We start from the raw sequence: 15,914 nt of genomic DNA, 5'->3' as shown, positions 1-15,914 counted from the left end.
CACCACTCCTCCCGGCCTGACTCAACGAGCCAGACCCCTGGAGGGGGTCAACTTTCAAGCGTCGCCACTGGTCCACTTTTCAGCCGTCGCCGACACTGCTGTACGCGAGGGAATGCATGGGTGCGCCGACGCCGCCACCCCGTAGCAGCACGGCCCGCAGTGCACGATGCCTGTGATCAGCTGCGCCAAAACTCCAACCGACGAGGCAAGGCACGGTAGTAACGTGCGGGAATCGCTCAAACTAGGACGCCGGGGGGCAGCACATGATCGTTCGGACCATCGCGCCAGAGGGTATGCCGCGCCCGACGGGAGATGAGGGCCACATCCTCCTCGACGCGATCTGGGCGTACTTCAGCGAGCACCGTCGCTGGCCGGCTTTCGACGACATCGATCGCACGCTGTACGCGCAGGACCTGAAGTTCGAGGAGGTCGTACAGCAGCTGTGTCCCGCGCTGCTGCTCGGACTTGCCCCGGACCTGTCACAGTTGGCGCAGAGCTCTCAAGATCTGACCCTGACCGTCGCTGGCGCTGCGAACTGCACCGGCACCGGATGGGCCATCGACAAATTCATCGCCATGGTGCGGAAAGCGGCCGGATTGGAGCTCGCTTGGCTGCCCGCGGACCGCGGTGAGCTGCCATGGATGCAGCCCGGAGACATGGCACACGGCCTCCCAGCGAGCACGAAACTCGCGAAAATTCACACGCAAGCCACTTTCGACGCCGCCGCGCTCGGGCAGCGTGAAACCTGCTTCCGCGGTGGAAGCATCAACCGGGAGACGCTGGACTGGTCGCTCAGCTTCGACCGGGGCATCCGGCCGTTCGCTGACGTGCAGCGGCTGGAGGACTACTGGCGCATTCGCGAGCAGGTGTTGGGGCCCGAGCGGACCGACGCCGACAATCGGCCCTTCTCGATTCAGCCCGCGTCGCACAACCTGGCGGCTTGGTCGCCAGGAATGCCAGCCGTCCCGGCCCCTGCCGAGGAGTCACCGAAGCCGCTGACGGTCGAGTGCGTCCTGCACCCCCTGATTGCGGAGGTCGCTGCCGAGCGGTACGCCCGAGGCTCCTACAACGACGCGGTGATGAGTGCATACAGGGCAGTGGAGTACCGCATGCAGACGCTGCTCGGCAGCCATGTGGTCGGCATGCCGCTGATGAGCGATGCGCTGGCGGGCAATCCACCGAGGATCAAGGTGACCCGGTCTACAAGCCCAGGCTCGCTGGACAGCGAGCGGAAGGGCATGCACTTCTTGTTCATGGGCGCTGTGGGCGCACTGCGCAACCCTCGGGCTCATGGTCCGGACGAGGCGGACGACCGCGACGAGGCCGACGAAATGTTGGCGTTCGCCAGCTTCCTCATGCGGCGCCTCGACACCGAGGAGGCGGAACGCCAGAAGGCCGCCGAGGTGGAGGCCGAGTCGGCGCAGTGATCACACACCAACTCGTTAGAAGCGCGACCACCGATTTAGGAGTTCGAGCACGGGCCCTCTGGAGGCGCCTCACCACAGTAGGGCGCGGTCATGTCTGACTGCCCTGGACCGCTGGTGTTCCTCGACGTTGATGTCAGCGCTGGATGTCACCCACGTCCGTTGAGGGCGCCCGCGAGGGCTTGGGCTTGGCTGGGGGAGATGCCGAGGGCGAGCGGTATGTGGCGGGGGCTGCACGGCGACGAACACACTGCGATCGGGCTGTCTGTCATGACGGCCCAGCGCGGTTCGCTGTCGGCTTCCTGCTCGCCGACCAGTACGGTGGCCAACTCGTCGGCTGAGTCGGAACGTATGCCGCAACGGATCAGGGCTTGCCCCACCATGTGGCGCGCTTCGCGAGGCATCTCGGCGTCGCCGACCATCGGAAGCAGGAGCAGAAGGCGCTGTGAGCTGTCGGTCAAACCCACGCTGCTGTCCTGTGCGGCCTCAGCGAGTGTGGCGAGCTCCGTCCAGGACAGTCCGGGGCCGGCCTCGTCAGCGCCGCATTGGCCGAGGTAACCGAGTCGGCCCCACTGGGGGTGGCGTACGAAGAAGTCGACGTTGTTCGCGTCGTCGAAGTTGGCGTACACGGCCTAAGCGGTATGGCCTCCCTCGAAGGGGACCCGCAGCACAGGCCAGGGCGCCTCAGGGTTGCTGAGGCGCTCCACCATCTCCTCGTAGAGCGACGCGTCCACCCCGTAGCGCTCTGGATCCTCGCTTGGATCTCCCACGGTCAACATGAGATGCGCGAGCCAAAAGGCGGGCTCGCGCGCGAGATCCTCGCCTGCTACCAGCTCGCAGTCCTCCAGATATTCGGGGATGTGCACCGGGAGAGCCATGCGCGGAGCGTACTCGCCGTCATCGCTTTCCCATCTGCCAGGCCCGGGGGCGTCCCGCTGACGTCGGGCCGGACCGGAGCAGCCCCGCTTTAGGAGTGAGGTTGGGCGATCACAGGCTTCACCTGCGGATTCCCAGTCTCGGCGGAGTCCAGCCGAAGCCACCCATGTGAACATCGGTTCCCCGTGAGTCCCCGTCCGTTCTGGCACGCGAGTGACACGACTCGGGGGCCGTGCCCTGCAGCGCCCGGCCCAGTTTGGAAGATCGTGTATGCGCGTGCTACCTGACCTGCAAGGCGTTGACCTGTATGTCCCTGGGACGCTCGCCGTCGTTCCCCGATGTTCCCCATCGTTCACTGCTTGATCGGGCACACGCAAGGGACACACGCGCCCTCTTTGCGGTCTTCCGAGGCCTGTGCCCGTCGGCGGCTTGCCTGATCTGGTTGGCTCCCGTTCAGCGCCGGGTGGCCCAGATTCGGTGCTCGCGCGAGTGGAGCACGTTGGACCATCTGGCAGAAGTCCGGTGTGTCAGGTTCGGAGGTCCTTCGGCGCGCAAGTCATCCTCCTCTCCAGAAGTCCGATGACGCTCCCGAAAGGTGCCACAGCGCGATGACTAAGTCCTGGACCCGAGCCCGTATGCGCACCGCCGTGGTGTCCGCCGTCTTGGCCCTGGCGGCGGCCCTGACAGGTGGCGGCACCGTGCAGGCACAGGAGGCACTTTCGGCGCGGACCGCCCAGCCGCCTGTCGAGCACGCATGCGTATTTGAGGGCGTCAACCTCAACGAGTTCCTCGGCGTCCCCCAGCGACTCATCGGCCCGCCCCCGTGCCGCGAGGCGTTCGTGGGCGAGAAGTGGGTCCGTACTTTCCCGGCATGGGTTACGGCGGCGAGCGCGAAGGGCGCCGTGTACCCACCTGGCTACAAACCCGCGCGTCGCGCTCCCATGGACGACTTCTTGTCGAAGTTCCGCGGCGTCCGGGTTGTCAACGACATCGGCACCGCGCAGGAGCGCAGCTACACCTTCAACCGAAACCAGGTGCTGCGCCGCGTGGATCTGGACTCCGAAGCCAACGTCCGCATCGCTAGCTTCGCGACGCCCCCGCTGCACCCGCTCAGCGCCGGAGCCCACACGACCACGGTCTTCATGCGGCTGAGCGCACAACACTGCGATGGGCTCGGCACGGATCCCGACGTGAATTGCCTGCCCGGCGGCGAGTTCCAGTACACGGCTGACACGCCAGTCACGTTCTTTCCCCGAAACACCGTCTGAGCGCCTTGGGGTGCTTGCGTCTACCGTGTACGCCCGTCTTCCAGGGCCTGCAGCTGCCGTCACTGCCGTCGGTGGCGTGGCTTCGGGACCGCAAGTTGGCCGACCGCACCCGTGAGCGGAACGAGTCGGTGATGCGGCTGCATATCCTGCCCACCTTCGGGGCCGGGACGGTGGCCGACGTGACGACTGCCCGTGTGCGGAGCTGGCGTGGCAAGCTCCTGACGGCCGGCGTCGGCGAGCCATCGGTCGTCAAGGCGTACCAGTTGCTGCGGGCTCTGATGAACACGGCCGTGGACGACGAGCTGATCCGGCGCAATCCGTGCCGTATCAAGGGTGCGGACCGTTACGACGTGCCCGAGCGGCCGGTCCTCACGGTGGCGGAGGTTTTCGCCGTCGCCGACTCCATCGCGCCGCGCTACCGGCTGCTCGTGCTCCTGGCGGCCTTCACCACCCTGCGCTTCGGGGAGCTGGCGGCCCTGCGGCGCCGGGACGTCGACCTGGAGGGGCTGACGGTCATCGTGCGCCGCGCTCAGGCCGAGGTGCAGGACGGCCGGCTCTTCGACAAGGCGCCCAAGTCCGCAGCCGGGGTGCGCACCGTTGCCTTCCCGGCCGAACTCCTCGACGCGGTCACGCACCACCTGGAGCACTTCGCCGCTCCCGGCCGTGACGGTCACGTCTTCGTCGGGCCGCAGGGCGGGCAACTGCGGCGGAGCAACTTCCGGGACGACTGGGTCAAGGCCCGGAAGGCCGCGGGCGTCACGGCCGAGCTGCACTTCCACGATCTGCGGCACACGGGCAACACGCTGGCCTCGACGGCCGGGGCCAGCACGCGGGAGCTGATGACGCGGATGGGGCACAGCAGCTCCCGGGCCGCGCTGATCTACCAGCACATGACCAGCGACCGTGACCGGGACATCGCCGACCGGCTCGGCGCCATGATCCGGGGGCGGTGGGGGAGCGGCCTCAGAGCCCTCCGAGCCCGCCGAGAAGGACCCTGCGGGCCCGTAGTGGCACGCGTGTGGCACGACCCCGGACACGACTAAGGGCCAGCCTGGGAGGGAAACCCTCCTGAGCTGGCCCTTCTGGCTGTGCCCCCGGCAGGATTCGAACCTGCGACACCCGCTTTAGGAGTTCATTCGTAGCTACGTGCGTGCTGCCTCGTTGCTACTCCGAGGGCTCCAGGCAGTTCCCCTGCTACCGCCAAGGTTCCAGCGCGTACGCCTCTGTTGCCGTCATCTTCTGCCGTCAGGAGGCGCAAAGCACCGGCATCCCCAAGTAGGCGTGAGCGGTCGTGGAGCTCTCGCCCTGGTGGGCAGTCATGTGACTCCGCTGACGAGACCTTCCGCACTTCCCTTCATCAGGATGAAAGGGGGCATCAAGATCATCGCAGACGTTGCTGCTAACCGATTAAGGAGCCAGTGCGGCAGAAACGCTGGCCAGGCGGCCGAGCGATAGAGCGAGGTTTGCGGGGTTGCGAACCGAGTACTCGCCGTCGTTGATGCGGGCACCGCGTTCGGTGGTCCTCCAGTGCACCGGACCCCACAGGCCCTGGGCTTCGAGGAGGGCGGCGGCCAGCGTGTCGGCCGCGTCGGCTCCAACGCGGGCTCGCAAAGCAGCCGCCAGGCGATCCTTCGCATCGTCCGGTGGGGCGTCGTCGCCGAGGGCAGGCAGCAGGAGCAGCAAGCGGGCGTGGGGGTCTGTGGTAGTGCCGCCGGGCAAGGCATTGCCCGCCGCCGCGACCAACTCCGGCCAGGACAGGCCGGGGCCCAAGAAGTGGCCTTCCTCCGTGGCGAGGAGCTCGACCCGATCCCAGTCGGGGTGGTGCAGGAGATAGTCGACGCCCTCGTCCTCCTCGAACGTGCGGTAGACGATATGGAGGCGGTGGCCGGCCCGCAGCGGGAGCTGGTCACCGAGGCGGTTCGCGCCGCACTCGAAGAGGTCGCAGGTATCTCCCCTCATCTGCTGGACGAGCTGATCGACGAGGGCTGGGGGCTGCGCTACGGCCGGCCGGTCCGCCTGGGGAAGAACCCCACCAAGCCCATGACCAGGATTCTTGCCACCGGAAACGACGCCGTCCGGCTTCTGGAACACCTCTACCGCTACGGAGCGGGCCGCATGTCCGGTCCTCGCATCCAGGCTCTGCGGCAGATCATGGTGCAGAACTATCACCGTGATGCCGCGGGACACCTGGGCTGGCGCACCGCCGAGACGGAAAGCGGGGCGGGTCTGCCGTCGTCGTCGAGGGCGATCGCCTCGCCCTGCGGCACCTCGGCTCGCTACGCGAGGCACGGACACATCATCAGCTGGAAGGGGTTCGCCGCTCATCTGACCGAGACCTGTGCTGCCGACGGCCCCAACGTGATCACGGATGTCGCCACCACCGCGGCCACCACCCACGACAGCCAGGTCCTGCCCGGCATCCACACCCGCCTCGCCCGACGCGGCCTGCTGCCCGCCGAGCACCTGGTCGACGCCGGCTACACCTCTCTGCCCCACCTGGAACAGGCCGCCCGTGAACACCAGGTCACCGTCTCCGGTCCGCTGAAGAGCAACCCCACCCGCCGGCACCGCCGAGGCGAGGGCTTCGCCCGGGACGACTTCCATATCGACTACGACAAGCAGCAGGTCACCTGCCCCCAGGGACAGGTCAGCGCGGGCTGGCACGGCCCCTACCCGACCTCCTCGCCCACCGCCGCCCCGCTGATCGTCGCACGGTTCACCAAAAGCCAGTGCCGCCCCTGCCCGGCCCGCACCCAGTGCACCAGCACCGCCGACAACGCCCGCACCGTGGGCTTTCCTCCACGAGAGCTCCGTGACCTGCAACTCCACGTCCGCGCCGAGCAGCAGACGCCCGAGTGGAAGACGCGTTACGCGGTCCGCTCCGGAGTGGAGAGCACGTTCAACGAGTTCGCCCACGGGCACGGTATGCTGCGCTGCCGCTACCGAGGACAGGGAAAGGTCCACGTCCAGCACGTGTTGACGGCCATCGCCGTCAACATCGAGCGCCTCGGCGGACTGTCACCGGCTGAGGAAGCCCCCACACCCCGCCAGCCGACTGCCTTCCAGAACTACCTCGACCAGCGCGAGATCTTTCGCCTGAAGTCCTGGCGAACCCCGGGCAGTTGACTCCGCCGACACCAAGATCCCCGACAGAGTCAAGTTAGGGTTTCAGATGCGCGGTCGGCTTCCGAGGTGTCCAACTCTGTAGAGCAGCTGCATCCCCGGCTCTGTTGGGGGTGGCCCGGGCACGACCCGGGACCTAACCAACGATCGGGCTTCGTCGATGGCTAAGGAGAGACCTGCCAGCGCCGGCCGCGCACCGCCGAAACCGCAACGCTCCGGAGGAGACGCGAGCAGCGGGACGCCCGAAGGGGAAGCCCATCGGCGCTGGAGACCTCGGCCCGTACCAGGCTCGGCTCGCCGTCAGCGGTCGTCGGGGTCGCCCTGCGAGCCGCCGCCGTGGTGGTCGTCCCGGCCGTCATCCGAGCCGCGCCCGTGGTGCCGGCCGTCGCCAGCCGGGTCGTCCGCACTGCGGCCGTCACCGGCCGGGTCGTCCGCACTGCGGCCCCTCACGCCGCCGCGGTCGTCGCCCGCCGGGTCGTCCGCACCGTGCCCCCGCAGACCGCCGTGGTCGTCGTCGGCGTGGTGCCGGGCCTCGGCACCGTGTGCACCGGAGCGGCCGTGATGGGCGGTCGGGTGGTCGTCGGCGTGCGGCTGGTCCTTCGTTGCGGCGCCCGACAGGCCCTGGGCCGCCGGTGCGGTGCGGGAGTCGTCCCGGCCGGTGCGGGCACCGTCGTCGGCGCCGGAGTGACGGCCGTGGTCGTCCGCGCCGCGGTCGTCCGAGCCGTGCCGGTGGTGGTGTGCCGACGGGGCGGACGGGCGGGGGGCCTGGTGACCCGGCGGTGAGGTGACGGCCGTGGCGGTGACGGCGCCTCCACTGATCACAGCCGCCGCGACGAGCACGGCTGTGACGGTACGACGGCGGCCGGTGAGCCAGGTGATGCTCATGACGTGTCCCTTCCTTCGCTCCGCGGCCGGTGCGCGGAGTCCGTCCGGCGCGTTCACCGGACGAGAACCACCGTGCGCCACGCATCCTGAAGCCTGGCTGAAGCAACCTGAAGCCGCCTTCAGGAAGGTTCTGAGACGCTGTGGGCATGCGCCTGCTGATAGTCGAGGACGAGCGACGCCTCGCCACCGCCCTTGCGCGCGGACTGGCCGCCGAGGGCTTCGCCGTGGACGTGGCCCATGACGGCGTCGAGGGGCTGCACTTGGCCCGTGAGCAGGAGTACGACCTGATCGTCCTCGACATCATGCTCCCCGGCCTCAACGGCTACCGGGTCTGCGCCTCGCTGCGGGACGACGGCGACGCCACACCCATCCTGATGCTGACCGCCAAGGACGGCGAGTACGACGAGGCGGAGGGCCTGGACACCGGCGCGGACGACTACCTGACGAAACCGTTCTCCTACGTCGTCCTCCAGGCCCGCATCCGCGCCCTGCTGCGCCGCCGTGCCCCCACCGGCTCCCCGGTCCTGCGCGTCGGCAGCCTGAGCCTGGACCCCGGAGCCCGGCGCGTCATGCGTGACGGGAAGGAAGTCACCGTGACCACCAAGGAGTTCGCGGTGCTGGAGCACCTCGCGCGGCACGCCGGTGAGGTGGTCTCGAAGGCCGACATCCTCGCGCACGTCTGGGACTTCGCCTACGACGGTGACCCGAACATCGTCGAGGTCTACGTGAGCGCGCTCCGTCGCAAGATCGACGTGCCCTTCGAACGCCACTCCATCAAGACGGTGCGCGGCGCGGGATACCGCCTGGAGGCCGAAGGGGGACGCGATGTCTAGGCCGCTGGCGTCGGTCCGGGCGCGCGCGGCGCTCGCGGCCACCATGGTGGTCTGTCTCGCGCTGGTCGTAGCGGGCTTCGGCGTGGTCGCGGTGCTGCGGCACAACCTCGCCGGACGGGCCGGCCTGGAGGCCGAGGTCACCGCCCGTACGGTGGCCGGTTCCCAGGACGCGCTGAACGGCCGGTTCGACCGGCTCGACCTGCCCGAGGACGGGCGCGTGGTCCAGGTCGTCGACTCGGCCGGGCACGTGCTGGGCGCCGGTGCCGCCATCGCGGGGCGCGCCCCCGTCGCCGACTACGCCCCGGCCGCGGACAGCTCCGCCACGCCTCCGTCCACCGAGCCCTCGCCTCCCACGGCGCCGGTGTCCACAGCGCCGTCCCCGTCAGGCGCCGGAGCGGTTTTCGTGCCGCCTCTCCCGTCGGCGTCCGGGACGGCAGACGCGACCGGCACGGCTGCACACGCGAACAGTGGTGCGGGCGTTGCGGGTGGTGTGCTCGCCGCCGTGTACGTCCCCGTCGGTACCTGGACCACCCGCCCCGTGGTCCCCGTGGACGACCACGGGCGCCGAGGCCAGGGCGGAGACGACTCCGGCGGCAGCCGCAGGAACGACGACGGCCCCGCCACGTCGGACCGGAAGAGCAAGGAACCGTCCGGTGACGACCACGGCGGCAGGGGCGGCGACGACTCCGGAAGCGGTGGCAGCAGCGAGGACAGGGGGAAGAGCGGAGCAACCAGCAGCCCGCCGCGCGGCAGGGTCGGGACCGACGTGCAGCGGCGCACGATACGGGCCACCGTGGCCGGCGGAACTCACGACTACAGCTTCGCCGCCGTGCAGGGCACCACCTACGACGGCCGCACCTACACCGTCTACGCGGGGGTCTCCCTGGAGGAGGAGCAGGCCACCCTGGACCAGGTCACGAAATCGCTGCTGAGCGGCCTGCCGTTCCTGCTCTTGGTGGTGGCGGCCGTGACCTGGCTGGTCACCCGGCACGCGTTGAAGCCGGTGGAGGGCATCCGGGCCGAGATGGCGGAGATCACCGGGAGCGGCCACCTGTCCCGCAGGGTGCCGGAGCCGCGGTCGGGGGACGAGATCGCCCGGCTGGCCCGCACCACCAATCAGACGCTGGCCGCCCTGGAGAGGTCGGTCGAGCGGCAGCACCGTTTCATCGCCGACGCCTCCCACGAGCTGCGCAGCCCCATCGCGAACTTGCGCACCCAACTGGAGGTCGCCGACGCCCACCCGGAACTGCTGGACACGCACGACCTCGTTCAGGACGTCGTGCGCCTGCAGCACCTGGCCACCGATCTGCTGCTTCTGGCCCGGTTGGACGCCGGGGAGAGCCCGGCCGGAGCGCGCCTCGACCTCGCGGATCTGGTCTGGGAGGAGGTGGCCGCGCGGGCGGCGACGGACCGGTTCGCCCCCGCCGTGACGCTGGAGGGCGAGTCGCTCGCGGTGACCGGCAGCAGGACGCAACTTGTCCGGGTCCTCGCCAACCTCCTGGACAACGCCCAACGGCACGCGTCGGGCGCCGTGGAGGTGACGGTGGCCGCCGAGAGCGACGAGGTCGTCCTCACCGTCGCCGACGACGGTCCCGGGGTCGCTCCGGAGGACAGGGAGCGGGTCTTCGAGCGGTTCGTCCGCCTGGACGAGGGCCGAAGCCGCGATGCGGGCGGTGCCGGTCTCGGCCTGGCCATCGCCCGGGACGTGGTGCTGCGCCACGGCGGCTCGCTCACCGTGGAAGGCGACCCCGGCGAGGGAGCGGTCTTCCGTGCCCGACTTCCGCGCGCGACGTGACGGGCACGGTTCACGTTCCCGCGGGGTCTTCCGCGCCGTAGTGCACGAGTGAGGTCGTCACCACGCCGCGGCAGACGGCGTCAACGCGTGACGACGTCCTCGCGCAGCCGGGTGACCGCCCTGCTCGTACGCGGGCCGCCGCGCGGGCATGTGTGTTTGCGGCCCGGCACGGTGAACGGCTCAGCGGGACACGGCACTCCGGCGTCGCGCCATGCGGCGCAGCGTCGGCAGCGCCGCGGCCGCCAGGAGGACCACCACACTGAAGACGATCGCCGCCGTCCGCGCGAATGACGCATTCTCCCCGGCATGGGGCGCCGACTCCGTGTGGGACGCTCCGCTCAGACTCAACACCGGTGCGGGGTGATCCGGTTCGGGCTTGCCCTCCTCGGCCGGCTGGTCCCAGAAGACCACCTCGCCGTCGTCGTACTGCTGTTTCGCGACGAAGGCCAGCGCGTCCACGCCGGTGGGGACGCGGTCGATGTGCACCACGAACACGGCCCCGTCCTCGCCGCTGATCGCGCCGCCGGACCAGCCGACGGTGCCGCTCCCGCCGCCGGGCGCCTCCTGCTGCGCGGTCCACCCCCTCACCTGCTCCGCGCGCATCCCTCGCACACCCTTCGGTGCCACGATCCACACGCCGACGGTGCGCGCGTCGTCCTTTTCGTTGGGCACGCGGAACGTCATCCGCACGTCCCTCGCGCCCGGTCTCACCGTGTCCTCGGAGTGCACGTGCACATGCGCCCAGGCGGGGGCCGCCGTCACCATGAGCAGACCGGCGGTCAGCAGGGCCGCGGCCATCCGGGCCGGCCGGAGAAACGTCATCGGGGATTCCTCTCTCGGTGTCCGTGCACGTCGGTCAGGGACGGCAGGGGTCGTGGCGACGGCCGGACTGCATCCGGCGCTGACGGTTCTGGACGGGGCCGGCGGCGGGTCGTCACGCAGGACGTCGGAGGTCTCACCCGCTGGGCCGGGACGGCCGGTGTGCGGCGCGGTGAAGCGTTGCCTCACGCGGGCGGATTGGTGACGACCAGGGCCGCCGTGACGCCCAGGACAAGGAACCCGACGAGCAGTTCGGCCACCAGGCCGCGCCGCAGGGCGCGTACGTGCGCCGTGTCCGGCAGCACGGGAGCGGCCGGCGCGAGGAGTGTCACCGTCGCCCCCCTCTCGCCAACCGGTGCGGCGGGCACGGGAGTCGGTGTCGTGACAGTCGTCGTGTGCCGGCGCAGCCAGCGCCGGGCGACGCCGCCGAGCGCGACGACCACGGCCACGCCGGTCGACTTCAGCAGCAGCATCCGGCCGAACCGGGTGTCGAAGAGGGCGTCGACGGTGCCCAATTCACGCCACGCCTGGAAGGTGCCTGTTACGACGAGCACGCTCACGCAGGCGAACGCGAGCCGGGAGAACCGAGGCAGCACCAAGGCCAGCGCGATGACGGCCCGCGGCTTCGCCAGTACCGCCGCGGCCAGGGCGAGTCCGCCCAGCCACACGCTCATCGCGGCGACATGGGCGAAGTCGGCGGCCAGGGCGAGGAGTGCGTACCGCCCGTCGACGGAGTGGCCGGTCACCGGCCACGTACCCCACAGGACCATGGCCGCCATGGTCGCCACGAGGGCCGCCGCCCTGGGCCGCCCGGCCGACGTGCCGGACGTCGCCTCTTGAGGCACCAGGTTCGCGAGCACGGTCGCGGCGCCCAGGGCGAGAAGGGCGTAGAAGCGTACGGCGTAGGCGTGGTCGGCGAGCGCAGCGTGCTGATGGTTGCCGGAACCGGACCAGGCGTCCGACAGGGGTCGGCCGTCGGCCCAGACGGCGTGGACGGCCAGGACCGCGAGAGTGCCGGCGGCGAGCAGGCCGAGCCCCGCCCACACCAGGTTCTGGCTGCGGCGGTCACGCAGCCCGGCGGGCCACAGCCACAGGACGACCAGCAGCACGCCGGGGCCGAGCGCGAGCCCGGCGTAACCGGCCGCGCGTGACACGCCGAGGAGGCGGCCGGCCCACGCGCTGCCGGAGCCGCCGAGCGGGGGTACGGTGCCGGCGACCCGGCTGGTCCTCTGGATGGAGAAGCGGAAGGTGCCCGCCACGGGATGTCCGTCGACCGACGTCACCTGCCAGGCCACGGTGTACGTGCCGGGGTGCAGGCCGCCGGGCAGGGCGGTCCGGACGACGGGGTCGGGACGGTCACCGGGGTGACCGCCGAGGTCCACGCGGCGCATGTGGTCGTCGAACACACGCACCGCGTTCTCCCCGGCGGTCACCGGCTGCCGGAACGTCAGCGCCGCCTGGGCAGGCAGGCCGGGCAGCACCTCGCCGGCGGCGGGATCGCTCGACCGTACGCCGGTGTGCGCGGAGGCGGGCCCGGCGGACGCGGCCGCCAGGCAGAGAACGAGACAGAGCATGGTGATGATGCGGCGCATCCGTTTCCCCCCGGGTGCCCTGGAGATGCAGCGCGTCCAGAGTGGGTGCTCGCCGCCGCCTGCGGCAGCCTCGCCTTTGGGGGTGCGACCCCCTCAAAACGAGGGGCCGAGACGGATGCTCAGTCTCTGGGAACGGTCAGGCGCGCAGTGGCAGGACGGTGCGGACCTCGGTGCCGCCGTCGGGGCGTTCGCTGATCGTCAGCCCACCGCCCAGTTCGGTGGCCGTGTCCCGGATGAGCTGAAGGCCGAGGTGACCGGTCTTGCCCAGTGCTTCTCCCGGGCCCTTCCCGTCGTCCGCCACTCGTACCAGCAGCCGTTCCCCGCTGCTGGTGACCTCGATCCAGGCGTGCCGTGCCGCGGCGTGCTTGAGGACGTTGGTGACGCACTCCCGTGTGCAGCGGTAGACGAGAGCGGCGAGGTCGGGCCCGAGCGCGGCCCGGACCTCGACGGTCGTGGTGACGCTGATGTCCTGCCTGCGCAGTCGTTCGGCGAGCAGTTCGACCGCCTGCGGCAGACCGTCCTCGGTCAGGTCCGGCGGGTAGATGTCCACCATCATCGTGCGCAGTGAACCGACGGCGCCGCGCAGGACCTCACCGACCTTGTCGAGTATGCCGGTGGCCGTGGCGTCTGCCCCGGGGGGCAGTGCGCTGCGGACGGCCGACAGGGCGTATCCGGCCCCGGCGAGGTCCTGCACGACTCCGTCGTGCAGGTCACGGGCGATCGTGCGCCGCTCCCGTTCGGAGGCGGTCAGGGCCTTGCTCAGCAGCCGGCTGCGTTCCGCGTCCGCCTTACTGACGCGGTGCAACAGATGGATGGACACCGGAAGTTGCGCCGCCAGCAGAAGCAGCAGCGCCCCGATGGAGAAGGGCACGAGGGTGTGCATCAGCTCGGTCCGCGCGGTGGTGACGCGGGCGTCGGTGGAGTACACCTCGAGCGCCAGCCGTTCACCGGAGTCCAGGTCGAGCGGGACGTAGACCTCCACGAGGCGGCGGCCGCCGTAGCGTTCGGTGACGTTCTCCTCGTCGGACAGGTCTGACAGATCGGCCCAGCTCGCCCGCTGGTCGATGGTCCGGCGTACGTCGTCGTTCGGGAAGGACATTCCGATGGCGCGGTGCTCGTTGGAGTACAGGACGTCTCCCTGACGGTTCCACACCTTCACCCGGACGACACCGCCCTCGTTCTGTCGGGCCTTGACGGCCTCGTCCAGACGCGTCCGAGCGGAGCCGTCACCGCGCAGCAGCGCCTGCATGGCCGGTTTGAAGATCACGTTGCCCATGAGCTGTGCGGAGCGGGCCGCCTCGGCGAGCGCGGTCTTCTCCGCGATCGAGTCCGCGGCCACCACGGTGCCCGCCCCGACGAGCGCGAAGGCGCCCACGCCGATGAGCACCATCGCGGTCAGCGCCCGCCGGACCGTTCTGCGGCCCGCCGTCTCCGCGCTGGAGCCGTCGCCCGTCCGGTCAGCCATCGGTGCTCGTCTCGACGAGGCCCAGCCGCTGTGCCTTCACGACGGCCTCCAACTGCGAGCGCACGCCGAGCTTGAGGTGGATCGCCTTCACGTAGCCGCGGCAGGTGTTGACGCTGATCCCGAGCAGCCTGGCGATCGCGGCCGGCGCCAGGCCCTTGGCCATCAGGCCGAGCACCTCGGACTCCCGGGCGGTGAGACTGGCCGCGCCGGGCTCGTCGGTGGCCTGGGGCCGGCCGGCGTCTCCGAACATCGACGCCGACACCAGCATCGACCCCTGGCGCACCGCGCGCAGGACGGTCAGCATCTCCTCCAGCGATCCGGACTTGGGTACGAACGCGCTCGCGCCGGCCTGGGCGGCCTGTACCACCCAGTCCGGGTCGCGGTGCGCCGACACGATGACGACGATCGCGTTCGGCGCGGTCTTGCGGATACGCCGGGTGACGTCCAGTCCGCTCTCCCTGCCGAGCGAGATGTCCATCACGACCATGTCCGGGCGTGCCCTTGCGGTCAGTTCGACCGCCGCCGATCCGGTCGCCGCGCATCCCGCGCAGTCGAAGTCCGGCTGTGATCCGAGCGCGAAGGCCAGCAGCTCGGCGAACGTCCGATGATCGTCGACGATCAGCACGCGCGTCGCCGACGGACCCGTGTGTTCCCCCATGTTCCCCCCACCGCCGGACCGCCACCCGCGGCCGGTCCGCAGGAGCCATGGAACCACGGCATGTGAGGAAACGCCCATGAGTTGTGCAGGAATAGTGGTTTTTTCAAGTACCCCTGCCCCTCTGGTTTGGGGATGGCCGCGGCGCCCGGGGCGAGGCACCGTTGAGCCATGCCGATTCGCCTGCTTGTCGTGGACGACCACCAGCTCGTGCGGGACACCCTGGCCACCGTCCTGGGCGGAAGCGCACTCGTCGAGGTGGTGGGCGTGGCGTGCGACGGGGCGGAGGCCGTCGCGGCGGCAGTGCGGCTCGCGCCGGACGTGGTGCTCATGGATCTCGCCATGCCGGTGCTGGACGGCGCCGAGGCGACCCGGCGGCTGCTGGTCCTGCGGCCCGGCACCCGAGTCGTCGTGCTGACGTCCGCGGTCGGCGGACGGCTGGAACAGGCGGCCCTCGACGCCGGGGCCTGCACAGTGCTGCACAAGGGCGCCGGGATCGACGCGGTGCTCGACGCGATCGTGGCGGTGGCGCCGGGGGCCTGAGCCGCCGGGCGGGCCGCCCCCCGGCGTGCGGCCGGCGGCCCCGCGTTTCGTCTCTGGCGGTACACGGGTCACGGATCGCGCCCGGCTCTGGCAGGGACCGCGCTCACGGCACCCCCGGATGGGGCCACCAGCGCAGCAGCACCCGCCCCCGCACCTGCCCGACGGGTACCGGGCCGAACTGCCGGGAGTCGACGGAGTGCCGGCGGTTGTCGCCCAGTACGAAGACGGTGCCGTCCGGCACGTGCGCGGGCCCGTAGTACAGGCCGTCGAGGGCCCGCCGGTCGATCGACGGTTCCGTGACGGGACGGCCGTCGACCGTGAGGACCCCGTCCTCGATCCCTACGGTGTCACCGGCCACCGCGGCGACCCGCTTGACCAGCCGCGAGCCGCTCTGGTCGAACACCACGAGGTCTCCGCGCCGGGGCGCTGCGCGCCAGTAGGCGCGTTCGTCGACGAGCAGGTGGTCGCCGACCTGGAGTGTCGGTTCCATGCTGGTCGACTCCACCCGTACCGGCTCCACCAGGAGGCTGCCGGCCACGAACCTGTACGGACGACGTGTTCATCGACGCCTTGATCGCCATGGCCACCGATCGCACACGCGGCTGGTGGGAGGACTACCGAGGCCTGCTTCCCACG

At 70.6% G+C, this 15,914-nt stretch carries 15 protein-coding genes and 2 pseudogenes; 8 read left to right on the top strand and 9 right to left on the bottom strand.

Annotated features, from left to right (window positions below):
• Positions 1-263 precede the first annotated feature (263 nt).
• A complete protein-coding gene (locus ACWDNY_RS29185) occupies positions 264-1,427 on the top strand; it encodes a TIGR02391 family protein (RefSeq protein WP_451648810.1) in 1,164 nt (387 codons plus the stop codon).
• 146 nt (positions 1,428-1,573) lie between these two features.
• On the opposite strand, the gene ACWDNY_RS29180 is transcribed toward ACWDNY_RS29185, so the two are convergent.
• Positions 1,574-2,053: a hypothetical protein gene (locus tag ACWDNY_RS29180; protein WP_451648809.1), complete on the bottom strand. Its 480-nt coding sequence runs from the start codon at positions 2,051-2,053 to the stop codon at positions 1,574-1,576.
• Between the two features lie 3 nt (positions 2,054-2,056).
• The gene (locus ACWDNY_RS29175; protein ID WP_451648808.1) at positions 2,057-2,302 is read right to left on the bottom strand and encodes a hypothetical protein; all 246 of its coding nucleotides are present in this window, start codon (positions 2,300-2,302) and stop codon (positions 2,057-2,059) included.
• A gap of 606 nt (positions 2,303-2,908) precedes the next feature.
• Here ACWDNY_RS29175 and ACWDNY_RS29170 point away from each other — a divergent pair.
• Both ACWDNY_RS29170 and ACWDNY_RS29165 read left to right on the top strand, forming a co-directional pair.
• Positions 2,909-3,568, top strand: a complete 660-nt coding sequence (locus ACWDNY_RS29170) for a hypothetical protein (RefSeq protein ID WP_451648807.1) — start codon at positions 2,909-2,911, stop codon at positions 3,566-3,568.
• A 68-nt stretch (positions 3,569-3,636) separates the two neighbouring features.
• Positions 3,637-4,576: pseudogene (locus tag ACWDNY_RS29165) on the top strand (tyrosine-type recombinase/integrase); the annotation flags it as partial.
• A gap of 399 nt (positions 4,577-4,975) precedes the next feature.
• Here ACWDNY_RS29165 and ACWDNY_RS29160 read toward each other — a convergent pair.
• Positions 4,976-5,338: a hypothetical protein gene (locus tag ACWDNY_RS29160; RefSeq protein ID WP_451648806.1), complete on the bottom strand. Its 363-nt coding sequence runs from the start codon at positions 5,336-5,338 to the stop codon at positions 4,976-4,978.
• Between the two features lie 51 nt (positions 5,339-5,389).
• On the opposite strand from ACWDNY_RS29160, the gene ACWDNY_RS29155 reads away from it, so the two are divergent.
• Positions 5,390-6,694, top strand: coding sequence for a transposase (locus tag ACWDNY_RS29155; protein WP_451648805.1), 1,305 nt, complete (start codon positions 5,390-5,392; stop codon positions 6,692-6,694).
• A gap of 297 nt (positions 6,695-6,991) precedes the next feature.
• Here ACWDNY_RS29155 and ACWDNY_RS29150 read toward each other — a convergent pair whose 3' ends face one another.
• A complete protein-coding gene (locus ACWDNY_RS29150; RefSeq protein ID WP_451648804.1) occupies positions 6,992-7,576 on the bottom strand; it encodes a hypothetical protein in 585 nt (194 codons plus the stop codon).
• A gap of 146 nt (positions 7,577-7,722) precedes the next feature.
• On the opposite strand from ACWDNY_RS29150, the gene ACWDNY_RS29145 reads away from it, so the two are divergent.
• Both ACWDNY_RS29145 and ACWDNY_RS29140 read left to right on the top strand, forming a co-directional pair.
• Complete coding sequence (locus ACWDNY_RS29145) at positions 7,723-8,409, top strand: response regulator transcription factor (protein WP_451648803.1); 687 nt, start codon at positions 7,723-7,725, stop codon at positions 8,407-8,409.
• Positions 8,402-10,204 (top strand): ATP-binding protein, encoded by a 1,803-nt coding sequence (locus ACWDNY_RS29140; RefSeq protein ID WP_451648802.1) that lies wholly within the window; start codon positions 8,402-8,404, stop codon positions 10,202-10,204. Before ACWDNY_RS29145 ends, ACWDNY_RS29140 begins: the two co-directional genes overlap by 8 nt.
• Before the next feature lie 180 nt (positions 10,205-10,384).
• Here the strand turns inward: ACWDNY_RS29140 and ACWDNY_RS29135 are convergent, their stop codons facing one another.
• From ACWDNY_RS29135 to ACWDNY_RS29120, 4 genes are all read right to left on the bottom strand, one after another.
• On the bottom strand, positions 10,385-11,026 hold the full coding sequence (locus ACWDNY_RS29135; RefSeq protein WP_451648801.1) for a DUF1775 domain-containing protein: 642 nt from the start codon (positions 11,024-11,026) through the stop codon (positions 10,385-10,387).
• Between the two features lie 182 nt (positions 11,027-11,208).
• Positions 11,209-12,615: a copper resistance CopC/CopD family protein gene (locus ACWDNY_RS29130; protein WP_451648800.1), complete on the bottom strand. Its 1,407-nt coding sequence runs from the start codon at positions 12,613-12,615 to the stop codon at positions 11,209-11,211.
• A gap of 136 nt (positions 12,616-12,751) precedes the next feature.
• Positions 12,752-14,080 (bottom strand): sensor histidine kinase, encoded by a 1,329-nt coding sequence (locus ACWDNY_RS29125; RefSeq protein ID WP_451648799.1) that lies wholly within the window; start codon positions 14,078-14,080, stop codon positions 12,752-12,754.
• Positions 14,073-14,738, bottom strand: coding sequence for a response regulator (locus ACWDNY_RS29120; protein WP_451648798.1), 666 nt, complete (start codon positions 14,736-14,738; stop codon positions 14,073-14,075). The genes ACWDNY_RS29125 and ACWDNY_RS29120 overlap by 8 nt, the downstream gene beginning before the upstream one ends.
• Before the next feature lie 168 nt (positions 14,739-14,906).
• On the opposite strand from ACWDNY_RS29120, the gene ACWDNY_RS29115 reads away from it, so the two are divergent.
• Entirely contained in the window at positions 14,907-15,278 is a 372-nt protein-coding gene (locus ACWDNY_RS29115) for a response regulator (RefSeq protein ID WP_451648797.1), read from the top strand.
• Positions 15,279-15,381: 103 nt separating this feature from the next.
• On the opposite strand, the gene lepB is transcribed toward ACWDNY_RS29115, so the two are convergent.
• A complete protein-coding gene (gene lepB, locus ACWDNY_RS29110) occupies positions 15,382-15,816 on the bottom strand; it encodes a signal peptidase I (RefSeq protein WP_451648796.1) in 435 nt (144 codons plus the stop codon).
• Between the two features lie 5 nt (positions 15,817-15,821).
• On the opposite strand from lepB, the pseudogene ACWDNY_RS29105 reads away from it, so the two are divergent.
• Positions 15,822-15,914 (top strand): annotated as a pseudogene (locus ACWDNY_RS29105) (transcriptional regulator); the annotation flags it as partial.

This window comes from Streptomyces sp. NPDC003697 (assembly GCF_053587115.1).
The sequence above is the reverse complement of the archived record's forward strand: the minus strand, read 5'-3'. Positions and strand labels throughout refer to the sequence as shown.